The following is a 7,139-nucleotide window of genomic DNA, read 5'->3' as shown; positions in this document are numbered from 1 at the left end:
CGAACCAGGTCGAGCCGAGCCCGCCAATCTCTTCGCTGCCGTACGCGACGAACAGAATGCCGCGCTTCTGCCGGCCCATCGCGGCAAAGGCGCGCGCGAGTTCGATCACCGCCACCGTGCCGGAAGCATCGTCATTGGCGCCCGGCATGACGGTGCCGTCCGGTCGCACGCCAAGATGATCGAGATGCGCGGAGAGCAGGATCACGCCGGCCTTAGGATCGGTGCCCGGAAGGTAGCCGATCGCGTTGGTCGTGACGCCCTTTTCGGTCGCGACCGGGACATCGAGCACGACTTCATTGCCCGCAGCGATTTTGGCCAGCGTTTCGGCCGGAACGGTGGCGAGGGCGAGCGAGGACCAACCGGGCGAGCCCTCCAGCGTCGTGCGGATCTGCGGCTTGCCACCGATCGTGCTCAGATAGCCGCGTGTGACGTGGCTTTCGGCAACGAGCAGCAATTTGGTCTTGCCGCGCGCGGCACGGCGCAATTGCATCAGTTTGTCGGCGGGCCCGGTATAGACCAACACATCGGTTTCGGGGATGGGGCTGGCGGGATCGGCGAGCACAGCGACCTTGCCGCCGACAATGCCGCCGCCCGTCATCAGGACCGATACGCCTGCAACGGGGACGCCGCCGACGGTCAGCTTGGCCTCGCCGAAGATCGTGCGGCGGACGACCGGCGCGGTTTGAAGATAGGACTCCATGCCGGGCGCGCGCCGCAGTCCGGCGTCGCGGAACAGCGACGCGACATAGCCCGCGGCGATCGCTTCGTCGAGCGTCGCGCTGCCGCGCCCCCGCAGACCGGGTCCGGCGAGCAGTGTCTCGTCGGCGAGCACCATCTTGGGATCGATCGACGCCGGTGCCCGATCGCGCGATATGCCCGGCGTCGCGACAAGCACGGCAAGCGCCAGCACGGCGACTGGACCCAAATTCTTCATGATGCTCCCCCACGGTTCGATTTGGGCGACGCTTAAGCAGCGCGACGGAGGAAAGCTAGCCGAGCGCCTCGATCACCGCGGCGCGCAACTCGGGCATGCCGAGCCCGGTTTCGCTCGAGGTCGACAGGATGTCGGGATGCGCAGCGGGGCGCTTGCGCGCCTCCTCGGCGGTCTCGGCGGCGACCTTTTCCAGCTCGGTCGGCTTGATCTTGTCGGCCTTGGTCAGGACCAGGCGGTAGCTGACCGCGGCCTTGTCGAGCATCTCCATGATCTCGCGATCGACATCCTTGATGCCATGCCGCGCATCGATCAGCACGAGCGTGCGCTTGAGGACGTCACGCCCGCGCAGGAAGTCGTTGACCAGGTACCGCCATTTCCTGACGACATCCTTCGGCGCCTTGGCAAAGCCATAGCCCGGCATGTCGACCAGCCGGAAGGCGAGGGGCTCGCCCACGTCAAAGAAGTTGAGCTCCTGCGTCCGCCCCGGCGTGTTCGACGTACGCGCCAGCGAATTGCGATTGGTCAGCTTGTTGAGCAGCGATGACTTGCCGACGTTCGACCGGCCGGCGAACGCGACTTCGGGCACGACCGGATCGGGCAGATGCTCAAGCGCCGGTGCGGATTTGAGAAACGCGACCGGCCCGGCGAAAATCTTGCGCGCCGCCTCGATCGCGTCCTCGTCGAATTCGCTCACCTTATTTGACCACCGGTTGCTTGAGGGCGGGGTGCCGCGCGTAGAGGATGCGCTGCTGCAGAACGGTCAGCAGGTTGCTGGTGATCCAGTAGACCTGAAGGCCGACCGCGAACGGCGCCATCACGAACATCAGCACCCAAGGCATCAGCGCAAAGACTTGCTTCTGCGCATCGTCCATCGGCTGCGGGTTCATCTTGAACTGCAGCCACATCGAGATGCCGAGCAGGATCGGCACCACGCCGATCGCGATCATGTGCGGCGGCGTGAAGTGCAGATAACCGAAGAGATTGAGTGGGGTCAGCGGATCGGGCGCGGACAGGTCCCTGATCCAGCCGACGAACGGTTTATGCCGCATTTCGATCGTCAGCATCAGCACCTTGTAGAGCGAATACATGATCGGAATCTGGAGAAAGGTTGGCAGACAGCCGGCGAGCGGATTGACGCCCTCCGCCTTGTACAGCGCCATCACTTCCTGCTGCTGGCGTTGCTTGTCGTCCTTATGCTTCTCCTGCAGCGCCTTCATCTTGGGCTGGATCGCGCGCATCTGCGCCATCGAAGCGAACTGGCGCTGCGCGATCGGGAAGATCAGCAAGCGGATCGTCACCGTCAGCAGCATGATAGCCACGCCGAAATTGCCGATCAAGCGGAACAGCCAGTCGAGATATTTGAAGATCGGCTTCTCGATGATCTCGAACCAGCCCCAGTCGATCGCGCGGCCGAAATGCGCGATCTTGAGCTTGTCCTCATAGCGATCGAGCAGATTCACTTCCTTGGCGCCGGCGAAGAAGCGGCTGGTCTGGGTCAGCTTCTGGCCGGGCGCAACGACCTTGGCGATGCGGGCGTAATCAGCCTGGTAACCGCCCTTGCCGGTCGACTGGAATTCGCCGCCGAATGCTGCCTCCTGATCGGGCACAAGCGCGGTCAGCCAGTATTTGTCGGTGAAGCCGAGCCAGCCGCCCGTCGTGCTGAACTTTTGCGGCGCCTTGTCGACGTCCTTCCAGTTCACGTCGTAATCCGCGGCGCCATTGTGGCTCGACATCGGGCCGACCTGGATCGACCAGCTGTCGGCGTCCTTCGACGCCGCGGCGCGATTGACCAGGCCGTATGGCGCGACCTTGATCGGCTGGCCGCTGGCGTTGCTCACGCTCTGCCGGACCGTGAACATATATTCGTCGTCGACCGCGATCTCGACCTGAAACAGCTGGCCCTGGCCATTGGCCGCGGTCAGCGTGACCGGCTTGCCGGGGGCGAGCAGATTGCCGGTCGCGGTCCATACGGTGTCGGGCGTCGGCGGCTTGATGCCGGTATCCTGCCAGCCGAACTCGGCGAAATAGGCGTCCTCGGTGCCTGCCGGGGACAGCAGGCGGATCGGCGGCGAATTCTTTTCGATCGTTTCCTTGTACCGGATCAGCACCAGGTCATCGATCCGCGCGCCCTTCAGGTTGATCGAGCCCTTGAGCGTCGGCGTAGCGATCGCGACGCGCTGAACGGCCGTTTCCTTCAGTACCAGATTGCGATCGCGGATCGCAGCCGGGTTGCTCGAAGTCGGGGCATTGGGATTGGGCTGGACCTGGGTCTTGCCACCCTCGATCTTGGTGACCGGCGGATTGGCCGGCGGCATGATCTTGTTCATGACCAAAGGCCAAGCGAACAGCAGCAGCACCGCGAGCACCGCGAACATCATGAAATTGCGATTGTCGTTCTTCACGCGCTCAGAAACCTTCGGTCAGAAAAATCAGGGTACGGGGTCGGGCCCGTACCCGCCCCAGGGATGGCACCGGGCGATGCGCTTCACTGCCAACCACCCGCCCTTCAGCGCGCCATAGCGGCGAAGCGCGGTGATTGCATAGGCCGAACAGGAAGGTTGATAGCGACAGGTCGGCGGCATTATCGCCGAGGGGCCGATTTGCCACAGGCGAACTAGCGCGATCAGCAGCTTCGCGATCATCGCGATACCTTGCCCAGCGCCTTGGTCAGATCGGCCTTGAGCTGCGCGAAATCGCGGGTCAGCGCGTCGGCGCGTCCGATCAGCACATGATCCGCGCCGGCAACGCCGCTGGCCGGCAGTATATGATGCGCCAGTGCCCGAAAGCGCCGCTTGATGCGGTTGCGAACCACCGCGTTGCCGATCTTCTTGGTGACCGTATAGCCGACGCGCATCGTCGCATCTTCGTCGTCGCGACGGCGGACCAGCAGGACGAAGGCGGGCATCGGGGCGCGTTTGCCGGCATTGGCCGCCAGGAAATCGCGCCGCTTGGTCAGCGTCGTCACGCTTATCTTGGCGGGCGCAGAAACGGCACCAGCCCGCGCTCCCGAAGGAGGCGGGCTGGCCGAATCATCTTGCAAAGCAGGGTCGGGTGTTACGCCGACAGCTTCTTGCGGCCGCGGTTGCGACGCGCGCGGATGACATTGCGTCCGCCCACCGTCGCCATCCGCGAGCGGAAGCCGTGCCGGCGCGCACGCACCAGGTTGCTCGGCTGAAAAGTCCGCTTCATGTTTCATTCCCTGTACGTCGAAATTGAAAAGGGCCGCCACAGGGACGGCCTTGTGGGGTGCGCGCTTAAGCGAGAGTGCGGCTGAAGTCAACGCGGAATGGTCCCCCGGCATCGCGCGGAGATGGTGGTGGTGTCTTGGCGATACAAGACACATGAGATGGCGCCAAAATGGCGATAAACCCAATCGCGCCGGCGGGATAGCAGGCTAAGCATGGTGCAGGAGTATCAATGACCACCATCGTTTCGACCGTCGCCTATCTCGGACTGGAAGCCCGCGCGGTCGAAGTGCAGGTGCAGCTGATTCCGGGGTTGCCCAAGTTTATCGTCGTCGGGTTGGCCGACAAAGCGGTGGCGGAGAGTCGCGAGCGGGTGCGCGGCGCGATCGCGGCGATGGGGCTGTCGATGCCGCCCAAGCACATCGTCGTAAACCTGTCGCCGGCCGATCTGCCCAAGGAAGGCACGCATTTCGACTTGCCGATCGCGCTGGGGTTGCTCGGCGCGATGGGCGTGGTCGATGCCGAGACATTGAGTGAGTTGGTCGTAGTCGGCGAACTCGGGCTGAACGGTCGCATCGCGCCGTCGCCGGGCGTCCTGCTCGCCGCGCTCCATGCGTCGAGCGAAGGGAAGGGGCTGGTCTGCCCGGCGGCGCAAGGGGCGGAAGCGGCCTGGGCGGGATCGATCGACGTAATCGCTGCGCCCGATTTGATCGGCCTGCTCAACCACCTCAAGGGCAACCAGCTGATCGGTCCGCCACAGGCCGGCGAGGCGGCGGAACCGGCCGCCGGCCTCGATCTCCGGCAAGTCAAAGGTCAGGAAACCGCTAAACGCGCGCTCGAAATCGCCGCGGCGGGCGCACACAATTTGCTGATGATCGGACCGCCCGGCGCGGGCAAGTCGCTGATGGCCTCGTGCCTGCCCGGCATCCTGCCGCCGCTCGACGCCGGCGAAGCGCTCGAAGTGTCGATGGTCCAGTCTGTCGCCGGCACGCTCGATGGCGGGCGGATCACGCGGGCCAGGCCCTATCGCGCGCCGCATCATTCGGCGTCGATGGCGGCCTTGGTCGGTGGCGGTCTCAAGGTGCGGCCGGGCGAAGTCAGCATGGCGCATCTCGGCGTGCTGTTCCTCGACGAGCTTCCCGAATTCCAGCGCAGCGTGCTCGATTCGCTGCGCCAGCCGCTCGAGACCGGGGCGGTCAGCGTCGCGCGCGCCAATGCGCATGTGACCTTCCCGGCGCGCGTCCAGCTCATCGCGGCGATGAACCCGTGCCGTTGCGGCCATCTCGGCGATGCGTCGCTCGCCTGCGCCCGCGCGCCGAGATGTGCCGCCGATTATCAGGCCAAGGTATCTGGGCCGTTGCTCGATCGCATCGACTTGCACGTCGAGGTCCAGTCGGTCAGCGCCGCGGACCTCGTCCTGCCGCCGCCGGCCGAGGGATCGGCGGAGGTCGCGCGGCGCGTGATGGCGGCGCGGGAGGTCCAGGCGCGGCGCTATGCCGACGAAGCCGCCCGCACCAATGCCGAGGCCGATGGCGACCTGCTCGAGGCGGTGGCGACGCCCGACGATGCCGGGCGCACGTTACTGGCCCAGGCATCCGAAGCGATGCGACTGTCGGCGCGGGGCTATACGCGCGTGCTCAGGGTCGCGCGGACGATCGCCGATCTCGCCGGGGCGCCCGACGTCGGCCGGGTCCATGTTGCCGAGGCGCTGAGCTATCGTCGGCGAGCGCCGTCCAGCTGAGGGACGGTGGCGTACCGACGGTTGTAATCACCTGGAGATAGGATCAGGTTGTCGTCGCGACTCGGGGGAGTATCAGGAAGAATGGATCGACTGCGGCTGCTAAGACGCTGGGGATCCTTCGATTTCAACTCGTCCACCATGGCGCAAGGGCGCACACCGGTCGCTTTGACCGGGTGAAATTGTCATGAAACGGATCGCAAAACCTAGGTCAGACCAACAGGGAGACGTTTGATGCAATGGATGCTTATGCCGCTGAAGCGGTACGCGGATTTTCAAGGCCGCTCGACCCGGATGGAATTCTGGATGTTCTTTCTGTTCGTGATGATCGTGATGATCGTCCTGCAGGTCTTGCTGGGTATCATGTTCGCCTCGACCATGTCGGTCGATCCCCAGACAGGCGTGGTAACCGGCGGCGGCCTCGGAATAGCCGCCGTCATCATCTGGATCTTCTATCTGGCTATTCTCGTCCCGAGCATTGCCGTTGGAGTCCGCCGCATGCACGACCAGGACAAGTCGGGCTGGTTCATTCTAATTCCGATCGCGAACCTCGTCTTCTATTGCCTTCCCGGTACGCCAGGGCCGAACCGTTTCGGACCGGATCCTCTTGGGGGCACGGGCAACCTGGGACAGACCTTCCAGTAGGGCCTGCGCCAAAATCGGTTGAACTAACGCAAGGAGAGACGATCCATGGAATGGATGTTGATGCCGTTGAAGCGCTATGCCGAATTTTCCGGCCGGTCGCGACGGCAGGAGTTCTGGATGTTCATGCTGTTGCTGCTGATCATCTGGATGGTCGCCTTTTTCGGCATCATGGTGATGGGGGTCGGCGCCCTGAGCATGGCGGGCGCGAATGCGGACGGGTCGCCGCGTGTCGCCGGGATGATGGGCATGTTCGCTTCGATGGGCATCATTGCGGTAATTCTGGGCATTGTCTGGCTCGCTCTGCTGATCCCGACGCTGGCGGTGCAAATCCGCCGCTTGCACGACACCGATCGCTCGGGCTGGTGGATCATGATCTATTGGGGGCCGGCAATCCTCAGCTGGATCGTCAACATCGCCGGTGCGGCCAACCAGAGCACCGGCTTGATCATGCTGGCCGGCCTGTGTTCGTTGTTGGCCCTGATTGCTTCGATCGTGCTGCTCGTCTTCTGGTGCCTGCCGGGAACCAATGGCCCGAACAACTATGGTCCCGATCCACTGGGCGGAGCTGGCAATCTGTCGCAGACCTTCCAGTAACGCGCGATCGAGCGGCTTGTCCGGACGAGACCACTCGTCCGGA

Annotated in this window: 9 protein-coding genes; 3 read left to right on the top strand and 6 right to left on the bottom strand. The window is 64.3% G+C overall.

What is annotated here, in order from left to right; all coding sequences use genetic code 11:
• From SAS01S_RS20975 to rpmH, 6 genes are all read right to left on the bottom strand, one after another.
• Positions 1 to 934, bottom strand: a 934-nt coding sequence (locus SAS01S_RS20975) for a M28 family metallopeptidase (RefSeq protein ID WP_066813014.1), incomplete at its 3' end; no start/stop codon positions are given.
• A 55-nt stretch (positions 935 to 989) separates the two neighbouring features.
• Positions 990 to 1,628: a ribosome biogenesis GTP-binding protein YihA/YsxC gene (gene yihA / locus SAS01S_RS20970; protein ID WP_066813012.1), complete on the bottom strand. Its 639-nt coding sequence runs from the start codon at positions 1,626 to 1,628 to the stop codon at positions 990 to 992.
• Position 1,629: 1 nt separating this feature from the next.
• Positions 1,630 to 3,336 (bottom strand): membrane protein insertase YidC, encoded by a 1,707-nt coding sequence (gene yidC / locus SAS01S_RS20965; RefSeq protein WP_066813010.1) that lies wholly within the window; start codon positions 3,334 to 3,336, stop codon positions 1,630 to 1,632.
• A gap of 27 nt (positions 3,337 to 3,363) precedes the next feature.
• On the bottom strand, positions 3,364 to 3,576 hold the full coding sequence (yidD, locus tag SAS01S_RS20960; protein WP_066813009.1) for a membrane protein insertion efficiency factor YidD: 213 nt from the start codon (positions 3,574 to 3,576) through the stop codon (positions 3,364 to 3,366).
• Complete coding sequence (rnpA, locus tag SAS01S_RS20955; protein WP_245657051.1) at positions 3,573 to 3,899, bottom strand: ribonuclease P protein component; 327 nt, start codon at positions 3,897 to 3,899, stop codon at positions 3,573 to 3,575. Before rnpA ends, yidD begins: the two co-directional genes overlap by 4 nt.
• Before the next feature lie 89 nt (positions 3,900 to 3,988).
• A complete protein-coding gene (gene rpmH, locus SAS01S_RS20950) occupies positions 3,989 to 4,123 on the bottom strand; it encodes a 50S ribosomal protein L34 (protein ID WP_066813008.1) in 135 nt (44 codons plus the stop codon).
• A 228-nt stretch (positions 4,124 to 4,351) separates the two neighbouring features.
• Between rpmH and SAS01S_RS20945 the strand changes: the two genes are divergently transcribed.
• The 3 genes from SAS01S_RS20945 (at position 4,352) to SAS01S_RS20935 (ending at position 7,096) form a co-directional block, all read left to right on the top strand.
• On the top strand, positions 4,352 to 5,860 hold the full coding sequence (locus SAS01S_RS20945; protein WP_066813007.1) for a YifB family Mg chelatase-like AAA ATPase: 1,509 nt from the start codon (positions 4,352 to 4,354) through the stop codon (positions 5,858 to 5,860).
• Between the two features lie 231 nt (positions 5,861 to 6,091).
• Complete coding sequence (locus SAS01S_RS20940) at positions 6,092 to 6,502, top strand: DUF805 domain-containing protein (RefSeq protein WP_066813006.1); 411 nt, start codon at positions 6,092 to 6,094, stop codon at positions 6,500 to 6,502.
• Positions 6,503 to 6,547: 45 nt separating this feature from the next.
• On the top strand, positions 6,548 to 7,096 hold the full coding sequence (locus SAS01S_RS20935; protein WP_066813004.1) for a DUF805 domain-containing protein: 549 nt from the start codon (positions 6,548 to 6,550) through the stop codon (positions 7,094 to 7,096).
• Positions 7,097 to 7,139 lie beyond the last annotated feature (43 nt).

This window comes from Sphingomonas asaccharolytica NBRC 15499 (assembly GCF_001598355.1).
Lineage (GTDB): Bacteria > Pseudomonadota > Alphaproteobacteria > Sphingomonadales > Sphingomonadaceae > Sphingomonas > Sphingomonas asaccharolytica.
Note: the sequence above shows the minus strand (reverse complement) of the source record. Positions and strands in the feature narration are given on the sequence as shown.

Bases quoted from the DNA above. Each gene is read 5' to 3' on its own strand.
- yidD (WP_066813009.1), bottom strand. From the start codon at position 3,576: ATGATCGCGAAGCTGCTGATCGCGCTAGTTCGCCTGTGGCAAATCGGC.
- rpmH (WP_066813008.1), bottom strand. From the start codon at position 4,123: ATGAAGCGGACTTTTCAGCCGAGCAACCTGGTGCGTGCGCGCCGGCAC.
- SAS01S_RS20940 (WP_066813006.1), top strand. From the start codon at position 6,092: ATGCAATGGATGCTTATGCCGCTGAAGCGGTACGCGGATTTTCAAGGC.
- SAS01S_RS20935 (WP_066813004.1), top strand. From the start codon at position 6,548: ATGGAATGGATGTTGATGCCGTTGAAGCGCTATGCCGAATTTTCCGGC.
- SAS01S_RS20945 (WP_066813007.1), top strand. From the start codon at position 4,352: ATGACCACCATCGTTTCGACCGTCGCCTATCTCGGACTGGAAGCCCGC.